The following is a 13820-nucleotide window of genomic DNA, read 5'->3' as shown; positions in this document are numbered from 1 at the left end:
ACCAGAATAGCGACCGGTCCCTATAGTGACCTACATGGAGACCATACCGCTCACCGAGGCGAGGGCCCGGGGTACCTCGGTCAATCACGCTAGGTCAGTCAGCGACACCTTCACGCTCGGTGGCCTATACAGTTCTGAGGATTCTCTCTAAACGATACCGCCCCCGACCAGGAGATTAACATCGCTTCCATTCGACACGAAGTCGTTGTCGCCCTGCCTCCGGAGCAGGTGTGGGACGTCCTGCGCGACGTGGGAGCGGTGCATCGGCGGCTCCTACCGGGGCGGGNACTGGATGTCAGCCTCGACGGGCACGTCAGAACACTGACCATGCCGGATGGGCACCTGGTGCGGGAGCTCATCATCGCCGTCGATGACGAGGTACGCCGGCTCGTCTACGCGGTCATCGAGGGAGCCCGACCGCCCCTACGCCACCACCATGCGTCCTTCCAGGTCCTGCCCGACGGCGACGGCCACAGCCGACTTCTCTGGATCACGGATCTCCTCCCCGACAGCCTGGCGGACCTGATCGAGGNCCGCACCGCACACGNCATCAAGGAGATGAAAGAGGTCCTGGAACAGTCCGCCACGACCGAGACCGCCGACCGCCCCGCGCGCGGCTAGGACATCAGGCTCGCGGCAATGGCAGCGCCCAGCTCCCAGCAGGCTTCGCGAGCGGCCGGGTCGACGTCGCCGACCACGGTGACCGGGTCTCGCATGCGCTTCCAGCGCAGACCGGTCGCGATCGACTCGACCGAACGCACCGCGCCCGTCGTGTNGCTGCCACCGTGAACGTACAGCGCGTACGGCCGCCCGACCGCCGCTTCCAAGATCGGGTAAAACACGGTGTCGCAGAACTTGCGGAAAGTCAGGTGCGTCGCGCGGCTACGTAGCGTGTCAGCGCCCTTGATCTCCTCACCCGTCCCTGGCGCGATCTCCGCCATCGCTCACCTGGCGAGCGATCGCCATAAACNCTCACCGGGTCGGGAAACCGTTGGACGAGCCCTTCGACGGTGTCAATGTAAAGCAAGAGCAGATCGACCAGACCCTCCGCACCTACAATTCACACCTTAGCAGAATTCAGGTTGTGACCTATGCCGAACTTCTGGACGCCGCCGAACGGGCACTGAAGTTTGAAGCGGAAGCGCCCAAGTAGGCCACGAAGCGTCGAGATAGATATAAGAATTCATTCGTCCTGATCACTACCGATCGTAGAAGCCCGCGCCGTCCCCTGGTGTGGAGGATTCGAGTTCGCTGGACGGCGCGCAGGTGGCGATGCCCGGCCGGCTCACCGGGTTGATCTACGAGTGCACGGCCAGATGTTAGGCGAGCCCCGCGCGGACGTCACCCGTCCATAAGGCCGGCGGNCGCCATTGCTCCGAGCTCCCAGCAGGCCTCGCGTGCTGTGGCGTCCACCTCGCCGACGATCGACAGCGGCTCGCGCAGGCGCTTCCACTTCAGCCCGGTCGCGATGGTCTCGACCCCGCGGATCGCCCCGGTCGTGTCGCTGTTGCCGTGGACGTACAGCGCATACGGCCGGCCGGCGGTCGCGTCGAGACACGGATAGTAGATCTGGTCAAAGAAGTGTTTCAGCGCCCCTGACATGTAGCCGATGTTGACCGGCGTCCCGAGCAGGTAACCGTCCGCGGCCAGCACGTCCACCGCGGAGGCGGCCAAGGCCGGCCGGACGACGACCTCCACGCCCTCTATCGCCTCATCCCTCGCGCCGGCGAGCATCGCCTCCAACATCGCTTGCATAGACGGCGACGGCGTGTGGTGGACGATCAAGAGGGTCGGCATCGCGGCCATGCTACGACCCGCGGCGGCCACCAGGTCCTGACGGACCGTCGGCGCCAGCGAATACTCAACCTTTTGCCTGGACAAAGTCGACATGAGGGGCTACGTTCGTCCAGGTCAGCTGGCTGACTGAAGATCACAACTGTCACGAGTGCCAACGTCCAGCCCCGGNTTGTTGGCCGGCAACCCTCCACCGCGAAGGGGTGCCCCGGGTGAGGACACGGCCGCATCCAGTGGAGGCGGCAAAGCGCGGGCCCGGTCTCCTGGGCCTCGGCCGAGGGAGCAAAGACATGCTGGGAGCGACTCGCCACGCGGGTGGCCGCTCCACGACCGCCGGTCGCGGGCCGGGCACGATCACCGTGCCCGGCCCGCGGGCTCACCGGTCACCGCAGGTGCGGCTCACCCGCCGCCTACCGATCGACCTGCGTCGTTCATCCAGCTGTCTCTGTTCGCCGGCCTGACACCCGCTGNCGGCCGGCCTCCGGCGGTCCCGCCGCGCCCCACCCACCCGAGTTGAGCCGACCGTCGCCGTCCGTCGGCTGAGTATCCGGACCTGGCCGCCCGGGTTCGGGCGTGCGGCGGCCTCGCTCAGGTCGTGCCCGGACCGGCCGCTCCGGCCGCGTGCGGCGGGCCCACCGCACGCGGCCGGTCGGCTCATCCGGCGGGCCGGCCGGAATCCCGACACCGATCGCGGCAGCAGGCGCCGCCGGGCCGTCGGGCCGGTTCCGATCGCGATGACCAAGCGGCTACGTCCACCGACGCGGCCCCGTCCACCCGACGCGGCCCCGTCCTCTGGCGCGCCGCCAAGACCAACCCCAACCCCGTCGACCACTCGATCAGGAGAACGGAAACCCGATGTCCAGCAACGTCTTCGGCGTCAGCAAGCGAGTCTCGCTGACGCTCGCCGCCGGGTCCGCAGCGCTCGCGCTCGCGGCCTGCGGCTCCAGTGGCGGCTCCACGGGCGGCTCTGCCGGCGCGGCCGGCGCCCCGGTTCGTGGCGGTACGTTGACGTTCGCGATCAACTCCGACGGCACCTGCCTCGACCCGCACCAGAGCCCGGCCGACGTCGACGGGTTCTTCGCCCGGTCGATCGTCGACTCGCTCGTGGCCCTGAGCGACGACGGCACGATCTCCCCCTGGCTCGCCACGAGCTGGACCGTCTCGCCGGACCAGAAGACGTACTCGTTCGTTCTGCGCGACGACGTCACCTTCAGCAACGGCGAGAAGTTCGACGGCGCGGCCGTCAAGGCCAACCTCGACCACATCGTCGCCCCGGCGACCAAGTCGCAGCTGGCGGCCGGCACCATCGCGACCTACACCGGCACCACCGTGCAGGACCCGACCCACGTCGAGGTCCACTTCAGCACGCCGAACTCGGCGTTCCTGCCTTCGCTGGCCACGGCGTACCTGGGCATCGAGGCGCCGAGCACGTTGACGAAGCCGCCGTCCGAGCTCTGCACGAAGATCGTCGGGAGNGGTCCGTTCATCAGCGCGGGCGGCTACGTCAAGGGCAAGGGCATCGACTACGTCCGGAACGCGAAGTACAACTGGGCGGCGAAGAACGCCAAGCACACCGGCCCGGCCTACCTCGACGCGTTGTCGATCCGCAGCATCCCCGAGGACTCCTCCCGCTACGGGGCGCTGACCAGCGGGCAGATCGACGCGATCGCGAGCGTCCCGCCGGTGAACGTGGCGCAGCTCAAGTCGACGCCGGGATTCCGGATTNAGACCGCGGCCGCGCCGGGCGGCAACTACAACTACTACCCGAACACCGTCAAGGGGCCCTTCGCGGACGTCAAGGTCCGGGAGGCGTTCCGGGCGGGCATCGACTGGGCGACGATCGTCGACAAGCTGTACTTCGGCGTCTTCCCGCCCGGCAAGGGCCCGCTGTCCCCGGCGACCGTCGGCTACGACACGTCGATCGAGTCCGCCTACCGCTACGACGCCGCCAAGGCCAACCAGCTGCTCGACCAGGCCGGCTGGACGGGTCGGGACGCGCAGGGCTACCGCACCAAGGACGGCAAGCGGCTCACCGTCGTCCATCCCTTCCTCAAGCAGTTCGCCCGGGAACAGCGCGACGTCGTCGCCGACCAGGTCCAGGCCGCGGCGAAGCAGATCGGCATCGAGGTCAAGACCACGAACCCCGAGTACACCTCGTACATCAAGGACGTCGCGGCCGGCAACTACGACCTCATCGACTTCAGCTGGCAGCGGGCCTCGCCCGACGCGCTGCGCACCCTGTTCGGCAGCGCGGCCATCCCGAAGGACGGCTTCGGCACCAACGGCTCGCGGCTGTCCGACCCGGCCCTCGACAAGGACTTCACCGACGCCCTGGGCACCACCGACCTGACGAAGCAGGGCGCGCTCTACGGCGACGCGCAGCAGCGGATCACCTCGGCCGCCGCGGTGTTCCCGATCTACGTGTTCAACTACGTCCTCGGGTCGAGCACGAAGGTGCAGGGGCTGCGGTTCGAGCCGCAGGCGTTCCCGCTCTTCTACGACGCCTGGACGAGCAAGTGACCATCGCCCTCGCGGCGGACGAGCGGCGCGGAGGGGGCCGTGCGGCCTCCTCCGCCCGCTCGATCGGGCTCGCCGTCCTGCGGCGGGTCGGGTACGCGGTGGGTGTGCTCTGGGGTGCGGTCACCGTCACCTTCGCGGCCCTGCACCTGAAGTCCGGCGGCATCATCGACGCGATCATCGGGCAGGCAACCGTCTCCCCCGAGGTCAGGGCGCAGATCATCTCCGACTACGCCCTGGACAGGCCCTGGCTGGTCCAGTACTTCGACTACCTCGGGCACCTGCTGCGCGGTGATCTCGGCCATTCCTACAACCAGGGGATGGACGTCACGACCGCCATCGGCGACCAGCTTGCGCCCTCGTTCGAGCTGATGGCCGCCGGCGTCGTGCTCGCGCTGGTCGGGGCGATCGTGGTGGCGTTGCTGACCGCCAACCGGCCCCGCTGGATCCGCGGCCCGTTCGCCTTCCTGGAGATCGTCGGTGTCTCCGTGCCGGCGTTCTGGTTCGCGATCCTGCTGCTCACCGTCTTCTCCTTCCAGCTCCACTGGTTCCCGGCCATCGGAGCGAACAGCGTCCGGGGACTGGTGCTGCCGGCGATCGCCCTGGCCGTGGCCCCGGGCGGAACCCTCGCTCAGGTGCTGCGAGACGGGCTGGAGCGCGCGCTCGACGAGCCGTTCGTGACGACCGCCCGCAGCCGCGGCATCCGGGAGACAGCCGTGCTGGTCCGCCACGCCCTGCGACACGCCCTGATGCCGGCCATCACCATCGCCGGGTGGCTCGCGGGCGCGTTCCTGGGCGGCGCGATCGTGATCGAGAACGTGTTCTCCCGGCAGGGCCTCGGGACGCTGACGGTCGGCGGACTCGGCCGCCGGGACTTCCCGCTGGTCTCCGGGGTCGTGCTCATCGCGGCGGCGTTCTACGTCGTCATCAACCTGATCATCGACGCCGTCTACCCACTGCTGGACCCCCGGCTGCGTCCCGTCGCCCCGACCGCCTCCGGGCCCGCGAACGCGGCCGCCGCCGACATCACCTCGACAACGAACCCGTCCGTCTCGGCGACCGGGGCTGACCAGAAGGGCGACCGATGACCCTCACGCCGGTCGATCCGACCGGGCTCCCGCCCGGCGGCGCTTCACCGGGCCCGCCGGGCGGGACCGCGACCTCGACCGCGACCTCGACCCGCGGACGCTGGTCCGGGCCGCGCGTGTCGCGGCCAGGGGTGGTCCTGAGCTTCGCCTTCCTCCTGGTGTTGCTCCTGGCCTCGTTCTGGCCGCAGCTGTTCACCGGCACCGATCCGAACGCCGCCGACATCTCGCAGACGTTGCAGGGCCCTGGCTCCGGTCACCTGCTGGGCACGGATCAGAACGGCCGGGACATCTTCGCCCGGATCGTCCACGGCACCCGGCTCTCCCTCTGGATCGGTCTGAGNGCGTCGGCGCTCGCGCTCGTGGTGGGAGCGGCCGTCGGCGTCGCGGCGGCGCAGGGCGGCCGCGTGCTCGCAGCAGTGACGGACTGGCTGCTGAACGTGTTTCTGAGCATACCGGGGTTGCTGCTCGCGCTCCTGGTCATCGCCATGCTCGGCCCCGGCACCCGCAACTCGATCCTCGGTCTGAGCCTCATCTTCATCCCGGGCTTCGCCCGGGTGGTCCGCGGCGAGGTGATGCGCATCCGTGCCTCGGTGTACCTGGAGGCCGCGCGGGCGCTCGGCTGGCCGAAGCGACAGGTGATCATCAGACACCTGGTGCCGAACGCGTTGGGTCCGGTCCTGATCCTGGCCACGATCAACGTGGGCGGGGCCATCAGCCTCGGCTCCACCCTGAGCTTCCTCGGACTCGGCCCGCAGCCGCCCACCGCCGAGTGGGGCGCGATGCTGTCCAGCAGTCGCACCTACTTCTCGGTCGCCTGGTGGCCCGCGATCTTCCCCGGGATCGCGATCACGCTGGCCGTCCTGGCCATCACGGTCGCCGGACAGTTCCTACAGGCACGACTCGAAGGCCGAAACGCGCGATGACGTCCGACAGCGACACGACGACCGACAGCGACACGACGACCGACAGCGACACGACGACCGACAGCGACACGACGACCGACAGCGACACGACGACCGACAGCGACACGACGACCGACAGCGACACGACGACCGACAGCGACACGACGACCGACAGCGACACGGTGTTGGAGCCGGCGGTGCGGCCCGGCGAACCCCGAACCCTCGTCGACGTGGCGAACCTGCACGTGCGGTTTCGGCTGGGCCGGCGCGCGGTCGACGCCGTGCGCGGGGTGTCGTTCCGCATCGACGCCGGTCAGAGCATCGCCGTCGTCGGGGAGTCGGGCTCGGGCAAGAGCGTCACCGCCCNCAGCCTCGTCGGCCTGGCGGGACGCGGGGCCGAGGTGCGGGCCGACCGCCTGGTCATCGACGGCACGGACGCCCGGGCGCTGCCCGAACGCCGGTGGCGAACCCTGCGCGGCCGGCACATCGGCTTCGTCCTGCAGGACGCGCTCGTCTCACTCGATCCGGCCCGCCGGGTCGGCGCCGAGATCGCCGAGACGCTGCGGGCCCATCGGGTGGTCCCGCGGGCGGAGGTCGACGCGCGGGTGGTCGAGCTGTTGCGGGAGGTCGGCGTGCCGGAGCCGGCGGCCCGCGCGGGCCAGTACCCGCATCAGCTCTCCGGCGGGCTGCGGCAGCGGGCCCTGATCGCCTCGGCGATCGCGGCCGACCCGGCGCTGCTCATCGCCGACGAGCCGACCACCGCGCTGGACGTCACGGTGCAGGCCCAGATCCTCGAGATGCTCGCCGCGCGCCGGCGGGCCGGGACGGCGCTGCTGCTCATCAGCCACGACCTGGCCGTCGTGTCCCAGGTCGCCGACCACGTCTTCGTCATGAAGGACGGAGTCTTCGTCGAGCACGGCCCGACCCGGCAGGTGCTCGACGACCCGCAGCACCCCTACACCCGCCAGCTCCTCGCCGCCGTGCCGGTCGCGCACGCCCGCGGCACCCGACTGTCACCGCAGCCCGGTGGCCCGGTGGCGCAGCCTCGGGCGGTCGTCGGCGACGGGGTCGTGCTGGCGGCCAGGAACCTGGTCAGGACGTTCGCCCTGGACGGGCGCCGCNCCCTGACCGCCNTGGACGACGTGTCGTTGGAACTGCGGGCCGGGGAGACGCTCGGCATCGTCGGCGAGTCCGGCTCCGGCAAGACCACGACCGCCCGGCTGCTGCTGGACCTGGAGCGGGCAAACTCCGGCACGGTCGAGGTCGACGGCACGGCCTGGGGCGAGATCGACGTCCGGACCAGTGCGCGGCTGCGCCAGCACATCCAGGTGATCTATCAGGACCCGCTCAGCTCGTTCGATCCGCGCTACCCGGTCCGGAAGATCGTCGCCGAGCCGCTGNCCGTGGCCCGGGTCCCTCGCGCCGAGCGCCGGAGCCGGGTGCTGGAGCTGCTCGACCAGGTCGGGCTGGGGCGCGACGTGCTGGACAGGCGACCGCGCCAGCTCTCCGGCGGGCAGCGCCAGCGGGTGGCGATCGCCCGGGCACTGGCTCCCCGGCCGCGCGTCATCGTCTGCGACGAGCCGGTCTCGGCCCTCGACGTCTCCATCCAGGCCCAGATCCTCGACCTGCTCGCCGATCTNCAGGCCCGGCTCGGCATCGCCTACGTGTTCATCTCCCACCACCTCGGCGTGATCTACCACGTCAGCGACCGTGTGCTGGTCATGAAGGACGGCCGGATCGTCGAGTCCGGCGATGTCGAGCGGGTCTTCCGGGAGCCGCGGCACGAGTACACCCGTGGCCTGCTCGCCGCGGTGCCGACGCTGGACGGCGCCGCGCTGCGCCCCCCCGTGGAACCACGGGCGACGGTGGAACCACGGGCGACGAGCGTGGTGGACAGTGAAGGAGCGGTGGCGTGACCGTCCACAAGGTCGACGTCGTCGTGCTCGGCGGNGGGGCGATGGGGTCGNCGGCGGCCTGGCAGCTGGCCCGCCGCGGCGTCGACGTCGTGCTGCTCGAACGGTTCGCGGCCGGACACGTCCGGGGGGCCTCCCACGGCGCGTCCCGGATCTTCCGGCTCGCCTACCCGGACCTCGGCTACATCCGCCTCGCCCAGCAGGCCCGGGTGCTGTGGCGGGAGCTGGAGGATCTCACCGGCACCGAGCTTCTCACCGTCACCGGCGGGGTGGAGCACGGCGGCGACCCCGCGTTGGACCAGGTGGCCGACGCCACCGCCGCGGCCGGCGTGGCGTCGCAGTGGTTGACGCCGCGCCAGGCCGCGCGGCGCTGGCCCGGCCTGCGTTTCGACACCCGGGTGCTGGTCCACCCGGACTCCGGGCGGCTGCACGCCGACAACGCCGTCACCGCGTTGCAGGACAGCGCCGTCAAGCACGGCGGTGTGGTCCGCCACGAGGTGCCGGTGCGAACGCTGGCGGTGCGGGGGGACGACGCCGTCGAAATCCACACCGAGGACGACCGTTACCTCGCCCGCCGCGTCGTCGTCGCCGCCGGGGCCTGGACGGAGAAGCTGCTCGGCGGCCTCGTGCCGCTGCCGGCCCTGCGGGTCACCCAGGAGCAGCCCGCGCACTTCGCCCCGGTCGGCCCGCCCACGGCGGCCGATCAGGACCGCTGGCCCAGCTTCGGGCACCTGCTGACGGCCGGGACCCGGGAGGCCATCGCCTTCCACGGCGGTGTCTACGGGCTGGAGACCCCGGGCGAGGGCGTCAAGGTCGGCTTTCACGGGGTCGGGCCGGTGGTCGACCCGGACCGGCGGGACTTCGCGGCGGTGCCGGCCCAGCTCGCGGCGCTGCGGGAGTACGTGCGGCGCTGGATCCCCGGGGTGGACCCGGACCGTTTCGCCCCGATCAGCTGCACCTACACCACGACCCCGGACTCACACTTCGTCCTGGACCGGCACGGCCCGGTGGTCGTGGCGGCGGGATTCTCCGGCCACGGTTTCAAGTTCGTGCCCGCCATCGGCCGCATCCTCGCGGACCTGGCCGTCGACGGCACCCGTCCCGATCCCCGTTTCGCCTCCACCCGTTGACCCGCCAGAAAGCGAGGATCACCATGCCCGAACCCGATCCGCTGCACCTCGCCGTCGCCCTGGACGGTGCGGGGTGGCACCCGGCGGCCTGGCGGGAGCCGTCCGCTCGCCCGCGCGAGCTGTTCTCCCCGGGCTACTGGGTGGACCTGGTCACCGAGGCCGAACGCGGACTGCTCGACTTCGTGACCTTCGAGGACTCCCTGGCGTTGCAGTCCTCGCTGCTGGGCGGCGCGGACGACCGCACCGACGAGGTGCGGGGCCGGTTGGACGCGGTGCTGGTCGCCGCCCGGGTCGCCCCGCTGACCTCGCACATCGGCCTGGTGCCGGCCACCTCGGTCCTCCACACCGAGCCGTTCCACCTCTCGAAGGCCATCGCGACCCTGGACTACACCAGCGGCGGCCGGGCCGGCTGGCGGGTCCAGGCCGGCCGGCCCGCCGAAAGCCCGCACTTCGGCCGGCGCGAAGCCCCCGAGATCAGCTTCGACAACCTCGACACACCCGAGATCCAGGCCTTCGTCACCGCATCGTTCGACGAGGCCGCCGACTACGTCGAGGTCGTCCGCCGGCTGTGGGACAGCTGGGAGGACGACGCCGAGATCCGCGACGTCGCCACCGGCCGGTTCGTCGACCGCGACAAGCTGCACCACATCGACTTCGAGGGACGCTGGTTCAGCGTCCGCGGACCCTCCATCACCCCCCGCCCCCCGCAGGGCCAGCCGCCGGTCACCGCGCTGGCGCACGCCACCGTCACGTACCGGCTGGCGGCCCGTGCCGCCGACGTCGTCTACGTCACCCCCCACGACACCGACCAGGTGCGCGCCATCGTCGCCGAGGTCCGCGACGAGCAGGACCGCGCGGGGCGCGCCGGCGAGACCCTGCACGTCTTCGCCGACCTCGTGGTCGTCCTCGACGACACCGCCGAGGCGGCCGCGGACCGGCTCGGTCGACTCGACGGGCGCCTCGACGCGCCGGCCGGGTCCGACACGAGGACCTTCGCCGGTACGCCCGCCGGCCTCGCCGACCTCCTGCTCGACTGGCAGGCCGCGGGCCTCACCGGCTACCGGCTGCGACCCGCCGTCCTGCCCGACGACCTGACCGCCATCACCCGCCGGCTCGCCCCCGAGCTCGCCCGCCGCGGCCGGTTCCGCACCGGATACCAGACCACCACCCTGCGCGGACACCTCGGCCTGTCCCGACCGGCCAGCCGTTACGCCGTCGCCAGCGCCGAGCAGCGAATCGAGGTCGCCTCCGCATGACCAGCCCGCGCAAGCAGATCATCCTCGGTCACTACATCGGCGGGGTCAATCACCACACGGTGTGGTCGGATCCGGCCGCCGGCAGCCAGATCGCGTTCTCGTCGTTCCGGCACGCGGCCCAGGCGGCGGAGCGCGGGAAGTTCGACTTCTTCTTCCTCGCCGAGGGGCTGATCCTGCGCGAGCGGCTCGGCCAGATCTTCGACCAGGACATCGTCGGGCGCCCGGACACCCTGCCGGTGCTCGCCTCGCTGGCCGCCGTCACCGAGCATCTCGGGCTCGTCGGCACCCTGAACGCCACCTTCAACGAGCCGTACGAGCTGGCCCGCCAGCTTGCCTCGCTGGACCATCTCTCCGGCGNCCGGNCCGGCTGGAACGTGGTGACCTCGTTCGACGCCTTCACCGGGCAGAACTTCCGCCGGGGCGGTTTCCTGCACCGCGACGACCGGTACGTGCGGGCCGAGGAGTTCGTCGCCCTCGCCCGCCAGCTGTGGGACTCCTGGGCCGCCGACGCGATCGCCNCCGACGCCGAGACCGGCCGGTTCCTGCGCGACGCCGCGGCCGGGACGTTCCGCCACTCCGGTCGCCAGTTCGACGTCGCCGGCCGGTTCACCGTGCCGCGCAGCCCGCAGGGACGGCCGGTGGTCCTGCAGGCCGGGGTCTCGCCGCAGGGCCGTGACTTCGCCGCCGCCACCGCCGACGCGATCTTCTCGCCGTACCACGAGCTCGGGCCGGCCCAGGAGTACTACCGCGACATCCAGGCCCGCCTCGCGCGGGCGGGCCGGCCGCCGGGCTCGGTGAAGCTGCTGCCCGGCGGGGCGTTCATCCTCGGCGACACCGAGGCCGACGCCGTCGAGCGGCAGCGGGAGGTCGCGCGCGCCCAGGTCAGCGGGCGGACCGCGCAGATCCTGCTGGAGACCGTCTGGAACCGGGACCTGTCCGGCTACGATCCGGACGGCCCGCTGCCCGACGTCGACCCGGACCCGGCCGGCCCGCCGGTGATCCAGGGCCGCGCCCGGCTCGCCGAGGACCCGTTCGAGACCGTGCGGACGTGGCGCGCGCTGGCCGAGGCCAACCGTTATTCGCTGCGGGACCTCGCGATCCGCGTGTTCAGCCACACCGAGTTCGTGGGCACGCCGACCCAGATCGCCGACCGGCTCGACCACTTCGTCCAGAACGACGGCTCGGACGGCTTCATCCTGGGCTCGCACGTGACCCCCGGGGGCATCGACGAGTTCGTCGACAAGGTCGTCCCGTTGCTGCAGGAACGCGGCTCGCTGCGCGCCGAGTACAGCGGGACGACGCTGCGGGAGAACCTCGGCCTCCCGCCGGTTCCGGTCGCTGCGGACCGGACGCCGCAGGGCGCGCCGGCGTGACCGCACGGCATCCGCTGGACAACCCGGCCTTCGCCTCCCTGCTGGGGCCGCACGCGCACCTCGCCGTCCGGCAGGGCGACGTGCTGCGCTACCCCGAGGACGTCGCACCGTTCATCGCCCTGCCGGACGATCCCGACGCCGACACCTGGCGCGACGNCGCGACGCTGCTCGGACCCGGGGCGGTCCTGCCGCTCGCCGGCTTCGACGGCGAGCCGCCGACCGGATGGGAGGTCATCGGACACGGTGCCGGTGTGCAGCTGGTGGACGACGGTGTCGCCGCGGCGCCCGACGACGAGGCCGTCCGACTCGGGCCGGACGACGTCGGGGACATCCTCGCGCTGATCGACCGCACCCGGCCCGGGCCGTTCCGGTCCCGGACCATCGAGCTCGGCACCTACCTCGGCATCCGGCGCGGCGGCGTGCTCGTCGCGATGGCCGGGGAGCGGCTGCACCCGCCGGGCTGGACGGAGATCAGCGCGGTGTGCACCGACGAGGCCCACCGCGGGCAGGGACTGGCCACCCGGCTCGTGCACGCCGTCGCCGCGATCATCCGGGCCCGGGGGGAGACGCCGTTCCTGCACGCCTCGGCGGACAACACCGGCGCGATCAGGCTCTACGAACAGCTCGGTTTCCGCCTGCGCCGGCGGGTGACGTTCACCGCCGTCCGGGTGCCCGGTGAGCCGGCGGGCGGTGTACCGGCCCCGAACCCGTTCGCCGCCGTGCGCGACGCGGGCGCCCCGACCACCGGCATCCCGACCACCGGCGGCGCGACCACCGGCGGCGCCGCCGCCCCCGCGCCGCGCAGCGCGTCGGGGGCCGACGTGACGAGCGGAGATCCGGCCGGGTGACCGGAGTACGCCGGCTCGACTACGGGGCTCGCCGCCACGTGGCGCCGAGCGGGCCCAGCTCCTGCCCCGTGCCGTGGAGACTGGCGCGTCGACCGTGCCGACCGGGAGGTTCTGATGGCGGCTGACGAGATCCGCGATGCGCAGCCAGTCAGCCGTGTGAGTAGCGTTGGTCCGCGAGCCCATGCTTGCCCGGGGACACGCACGGCTGGGCCCGGTTGCGCCCACGTCGGCGGCTGCTTCCGTGATGGNGGCGCCCACCGACCTCGCCGAGCTCTCCGCACGAGCTCACCACCGGATCGAGGCCCTCGGCATGAAGCGCCTTGGCAAGAAGTCGGTTGAACTCGACCCCTCTCGCCTGCTTGCTCATTCCTCCCTCGAGGTTCACCAGCGCGCGATAGTCCCGTTCCAGTTCAAGGCGGACAGCCTCGACTGGGGGAAGCGGGTCTTCTTGTCCCATCNGCTGATCACCTGATCCCGTAGGCGGACAACCGAGAGCCCTGAACCGTGGAGGTCCGGCTCCTGCGCGGGGCAGTCAGCCGGATGAGTCAGCCAGAACCGTCTCCATCGTCTCGCAGCGTGCCTATAGCTCCGACCCGGCCCCCCTTGTGCGATCAGCTGAGTTGTAGGGCTTTGGCTCGGCGGTGGCAGTGGCTCACGCAGGCGCTTCCACTTCAGCCCGGTGGTGATGGTCTCGACTCCCCGGACCGCGCCGGTGGTGTCGCTGTTGCCATGGACGTACAGGNCATACGGCCGGCCGACGGTGGCTTCCAGGCACGGATAGTAGATCTGGTCGAAGAAGTNCTTGAGCGCACCGCTCAGGTAGCCGATGTTGGCGGGCGTCCCCAGCAGGTAGCCGTCGGCGGCGAGCACGTCGAGCGCGGTCGGCCGACCCTAGACTGATCGGCGTGGTCGTGAGTCTCACCCTCCTGGACGGGGTGCGCTGGGAGGGCGCCCCGGTGGCGGGCGACCGGCCGCAGGCGCTGCTGGCGGCGCTGGCGT

General features: G+C 71.6%; 8 protein-coding genes, 14 pseudogenes and 1 riboswitch. Of the genes and pseudogenes, 19 read left to right on the top strand and 3 right to left on the bottom strand.

Annotated elements, in window-relative coordinates:
• Positions 1–228: 228 nt before the first annotated feature.
• Together UK94_RS53915 and UK94_RS53910 are read left to right on the top strand one after the other, a co-directional pair.
• Positions 229–286: pseudogene (locus tag UK94_RS53915) on the top strand (SRPBCC family protein); the annotation flags it as partial.
• Between the two features lies 1 nt (position 287).
• A pseudogene (locus tag UK94_RS53910) lies at positions 288–532 on the top strand (SRPBCC family protein); the annotation flags it as partial.
• A gap of 833 nt (positions 533–1365) precedes the next feature.
• On the opposite strand, the gene UK94_RS15860 reads toward UK94_RS53910, so the two are convergent.
• The coding region (locus UK94_RS15860) for an NAD(P)H-dependent oxidoreductase (RefSeq protein WP_235488243.1) at positions 1366–1806 on the bottom strand (441 nt) is incomplete at its 3' end.
• A 131-nt stretch (positions 1807–1937) separates the two neighbouring features.
• A riboswitch (SAM riboswitch) is annotated at positions 1938–2050 on the top strand.
• Positions 2051–2649: 599 nt separating this feature from the next.
• On the opposite strand from UK94_RS15860, the pseudogene UK94_RS53900 reads away from it, so the two are divergent.
• The 17 genes and pseudogenes from UK94_RS53900 to UK94_RS15820 form a co-directional block, all read left to right on the top strand.
• Positions 2650–3269: pseudogene (locus UK94_RS53900) on the top strand (ABC transporter substrate-binding protein); the annotation flags it as partial.
• Between the two features lies 1 nt (position 3270).
• Positions 3271–3519, top strand: a pseudogene (locus tag UK94_RS53895) (ABC transporter substrate-binding protein); the annotation flags it as partial.
• A gap of 1 nt (position 3520) precedes the next feature.
• The coding region (locus UK94_RS53890) for an ABC transporter substrate-binding protein (protein ID WP_235488183.1) at positions 3521–4314 on the top strand (794 nt) is incomplete at its 5' end.
• A complete protein-coding gene (locus UK94_RS15850) occupies positions 4311–5399 on the top strand; it encodes an ABC transporter permease (RefSeq protein WP_011605568.1) in 1089 nt (362 codons plus the stop codon). The genes UK94_RS53890 and UK94_RS15850, both read left to right, overlap by 4 nt.
• Positions 5400–5740: 341 nt before the next feature.
• Positions 5741–6322, top strand: a 582-nt coding sequence (locus UK94_RS15845; protein WP_235488181.1) for an ABC transporter permease, incomplete at its 5' end; no start/stop codon positions are given.
• 161 nt (positions 6323–6483) lie between these two features.
• Positions 6484–6667 (top strand): annotated as a pseudogene (locus tag UK94_RS53885) (ABC transporter ATP-binding protein); the annotation flags it as partial.
• A 1-nt stretch (position 6668) separates the two neighbouring features.
• Positions 6669–7422, top strand: a pseudogene (locus UK94_RS53880) (ABC transporter ATP-binding protein); the annotation flags it as partial.
• Between the two features lie 13 nt (positions 7423–7435).
• A pseudogene (locus tag UK94_RS53875) lies at positions 7436–7701 on the top strand (ATP-binding cassette domain-containing protein); the annotation flags it as partial.
• Position 7702: 1 nt separating this feature from the next.
• Positions 7703–7940, top strand: a pseudogene (locus UK94_RS53870) (ABC transporter ATP-binding protein); the annotation flags it as partial.
• 1 nt (position 7941) lies between these two features.
• Positions 7942–8217, top strand: a pseudogene (locus UK94_RS53865) (ABC transporter ATP-binding protein); the annotation flags it as partial.
• A 51-nt stretch (positions 8218–8268) separates the two neighbouring features.
• A partial coding sequence (locus UK94_RS15835; protein WP_235488179.1) for an FAD-dependent oxidoreductase occupies positions 8269–9344 on the top strand: 1076 nt, incomplete at its 5' end.
• A gap of 23 nt (positions 9345–9367) precedes the next feature.
• Entirely contained in the window at positions 9368–10600 is a 1233-nt protein-coding gene (locus UK94_RS15830) for an LLM class flavin-dependent oxidoreductase (protein ID WP_055750473.1), read from the top strand.
• A pseudogene (locus UK94_RS53860) lies at positions 10597–10957 on the top strand (LLM class flavin-dependent oxidoreductase); the annotation flags it as partial. The gene UK94_RS15830 and the pseudogene UK94_RS53860, both read left to right, overlap by 4 nt.
• Positions 10958–10963: 6 nt before the next feature.
• Positions 10964–11118, top strand: a pseudogene (locus tag UK94_RS53855) (F420-dependent methylene-tetrahydromethanopterin reductase); the annotation flags it as partial.
• Between the two features lies 1 nt (position 11119).
• On the top strand, positions 11120–11973 hold an 854-nt coding region (locus UK94_RS53850; RefSeq protein ID WP_235488177.1), incomplete at its 5' end, for an LLM class flavin-dependent oxidoreductase.
• Positions 11970–12129: pseudogene (locus tag UK94_RS53845) on the top strand (GNAT family N-acetyltransferase); the annotation flags it as partial. The gene UK94_RS53850 and the pseudogene UK94_RS53845, both read left to right, overlap by 4 nt.
• A 1-nt stretch (position 12130) precedes the next feature.
• The coding region (locus tag UK94_RS15820) for a GNAT family N-acetyltransferase (RefSeq protein ID WP_235488175.1) at positions 12131–12821 on the top strand (691 nt) is incomplete at its 5' end.
• Between the two features lie 648 nt (positions 12822–13469).
• Here the strand turns inward: UK94_RS15820 and UK94_RS53840 are convergent.
• Positions 13470–13563 (bottom strand): annotated as a pseudogene (locus UK94_RS53840) (flavodoxin); the annotation flags it as partial.
• A gap of 59 nt (positions 13564–13622) precedes the next feature.
• Positions 13623–13703: pseudogene (locus tag UK94_RS53835) on the bottom strand (flavodoxin); the annotation flags it as partial.
• Between the last annotated feature and the right edge of the window lie 117 nt (positions 13704–13820).

The organism is Frankia sp. AvcI1, assembly GCF_001420875.1.
GTDB classification, from domain to species: Bacteria; Actinomycetota; Actinomycetes; order Frankiales; family Frankiaceae; genus Frankia; species Frankia alni.
The sequence above is the reverse complement of the archived record's forward strand: the minus strand, read 5'-3'. Positions and strand labels throughout refer to the sequence as shown.

Bases quoted from the DNA above. Each gene is read 5' to 3' on its own strand.
- UK94_RS15830 (WP_055750473.1), top strand. From the start codon at position 9,368: ATGCCCGAACCCGATCCGCTGCACCTCGCCGTCGCCCTGGACGGTGCG.